2 protein-coding genes are annotated in these 2,490 nt (G+C 64.1%); both read left to right on the top strand.

Going from position 1 to position 2,490, the window contains the following annotated elements:
* Window positions 1-50: 50 nt before the first annotated feature.
* Entirely contained in the window at window positions 51-932 is an 882-nt protein-coding gene (locus NW75_RS18535) for a F0F1 ATP synthase subunit gamma (protein WP_033966729.1), read from the top strand.
* A gap of 19 nt (window positions 933-951) precedes the next feature.
* Complete coding sequence (atpD, locus tag NW75_RS18530; protein ID WP_010404115.1) at window positions 952-2,424, top strand: F0F1 ATP synthase subunit beta; 1,473 nt, start codon at window positions 952-954, stop codon at window positions 2,422-2,424.
* Window positions 2,425-2,490 lie beyond the last annotated feature (66 nt).

The raw sequence follows: 2,490 nt of genomic DNA, 5'->3' as shown, positions 1-2,490 counted from the left end.
GCCCTCCTCCCGACCCTCTCCCCGGAGGGAGAGGGAGAAGAAGGACTAGAATGGCAAGCCTCAAGGCCCTCAAGATCCGCATCGGCTCGGTGAAGTCGACGCAGAAGATCACCAAGGCGATGAAGATGGTCGCCGCCGCGAAACTGCGCCGTGCGCAGGAGGCCGCAGTCGCTGGCCGTCCCTATGCCGAGCAGCTCGAAAAGGTGATGGCGAGCCTCGCCGCCAAGGTTTCGGTCAGCGAATCGAGCCCCAAGCTGCTGGCGGGAACCGGCAAGGACCAGGTCCACCTGTTGATCGTTGCGACGTCCGAGCGTGGTCTCGCCGGTGCATTCAACTCGAACATCGTCCGCGCCGCACGCCGCAAGGCCGAAGAGCTGGAAGCTGCTGGCAAGACCGTGAAATTCTATGTGGCGGGCAAGAAGGGCCGCGTGATCAAGCGCTTCTTCCCGACGCAAATCGCCGCCGACCATGAGATGAGCCACATCAAGACCGTCGCCTTCGCCGATGCGCGCGCGATTGCAGACGATGTCATCGCGCGGTTCGAGGCGGGCGAATTCGACATCGCGCACCTGTTCTACGCCAAGTTCCAGTCGGCGTTGGTGCAGGAACCGGTCGGTCGCCAGATCATCCCGGTCGCAATCGACACCACCGCCGCTCCCGTGGCGGATGGCGGTGCTGCGGTCGAGTATGAGCCCGATGAGGAAACGATCCTCGCCGATTTGCTGCCGCGCAACGTCGCGATCCAGATATTCCGCGCGCTGCTCGAAAACGCAGCGTCGGAGCAAGGCAGCCGCATGACCGCGATGGACAATGCGACGCGCAACGCCGGCGACATGATCAATCGCCTGACGATCCAGTATAACCGTAGCCGCCAGGCCGCGATCACCACCGAGTTGGTGGAAATCATCTCCGGCGCCGAAGCGCTCAAGTAGTCGATACGAGGAAAGCATCATGGCAACCGCCCCAGACACACTCGCCCCGGCGACCACCAACAGCGTCGGCCGCATCTCGCAGGTCATCGGCGCCGTCGTCGACGTGACCTTTGAGCAGGACCGCCTGCCCGCGATTTTGAACGCGCTGGAAACCTCGAACAACGGCAACCGCCTGGTGCTCGAAGTCGCGCAGCATCTCGGTGAGAACACCGTCCGCACGATCGCGATGGACTCGACCGAGGGTCTGACGCGCGGCCAGGAAGTGACCGACACCGGCTCGCAGATCCGCGTTCCGGTTGGCCCGCAGACGCTGGGGCGCATCCTCAACGTCATCGGTGAGCCGATCGACGAGCGTGGTCCGGTCGGCCACACCGACACGATGCCGATCCACGCTCCTGCCCCGCTGTTCGTCGACCAGTCGACCGAGAGCGCGATTCTGGTGACCGGCATCAAGGTCATCGATCTGCTCGCGCCTTACGCAAAGGGCGGCAAGATCGGCCTGTTCGGCGGCGCGGGCGTTGGCAAGACCGTGCTCATCCAGGAACTGATCAACAACATCGCCAAGGGCCACGGCGGCACCTCGGTGTTCGCAGGCGTCGGCGAGCGTACCCGTGAGGGTAACGATCTGTACCACGAATTCCTCGACGCAGGCGTTATCGCCAAGGATGCCGACGGCAACCCGACCCCTGAGGGCTCGAAGGTCGCGTTGGTGTTCGGCCAGATGAACGAGCCGCCAGGCGCGCGTGCGCGCGTCGCGCTCTCGGGCCTGACGATCGCCGAATATTTCCGCGACGTCGAAGGCCAGGACGTGTTGTTCTTCGTCGACAACATCTTCCGCTTCACCCAGGCGGGTTCGGAAGTGTCGGCCCTGCTCGGCCGCATCCCGTCGGCGGTGGGCTATCAGCCGACGCTGTCGACCGACATGGGCGCGCTGCAGGAGCGTATCACCTCGACCAACAAGGGCTCGATCACCTCGGTGCAGGCGATCTACGTTCCGGCCGACGATTTGACCGATCCGGCTCCCGCCACCTCGTTCGCCCACTTGGACGCGACGACCAACCTCAACCGCGCGATTTCGGAGCTGGGCATTTACCCGGCGGTCGATCCGCTCGACTCGACCTCGCGCGTGCTGACCCCCGCGATCGTCGGCCAGGAGCATTACGACACCGCCCGCCGCGTCCAGGAGACGCTGCAGCGCTACAAGTCGCTGCAGGACATCATCGCCATTCTGGGCATGGACGAGCTGTCGGAAGAAGATAAGTCGATCGTGTCGCGCGCGCGCAAGATCCAGCGCTTCTTGTCGCAGCCGTTCCACGTCGCCGAAGTGTTCACCGGCATTCCGGGCAAGTTCGTCCAGGTCGAAGACACCGTGAAGTCGTTCAAGGCGGTCGTCGATGGCGAATACGATCACCTGCCCGAGAGCGCGTTCTACATGGTCGGCGGCATCGACGAAGCGATCGCCAAGGCCGAAAAGATGGCGCAGGAAGCGTAATCCAAACTCCCTCTCCCCGCTTGCGGGGAGAGGGTTGGGGAGGAGGGGCAGTCACACAGGCTGGCC

It is taken from the genome of Sphingomonas sp. Ant H11, from assembly GCF_000797515.1.
GTDB lineage: Bacteria > Pseudomonadota > Alphaproteobacteria > Sphingomonadales > Sphingomonadaceae > Sphingomonas.
This window is presented reverse-complemented; position numbering and strand designations above follow the sequence as displayed.

Excerpts from the sequence above, each read along its gene's own strand:
- NW75_RS18535 (WP_033966729.1), top strand. The coding sequence starts at position 51 with ATGGCAAGCCTCAAGGCCCTCAAGATCCGCATCGGCTCGGTGAAGTCG.
- atpD (WP_010404115.1), top strand. The coding sequence starts at position 952 with ATGGCAACCGCCCCAGACACACTCGCCCCGGCGACCACCAACAGCGTC.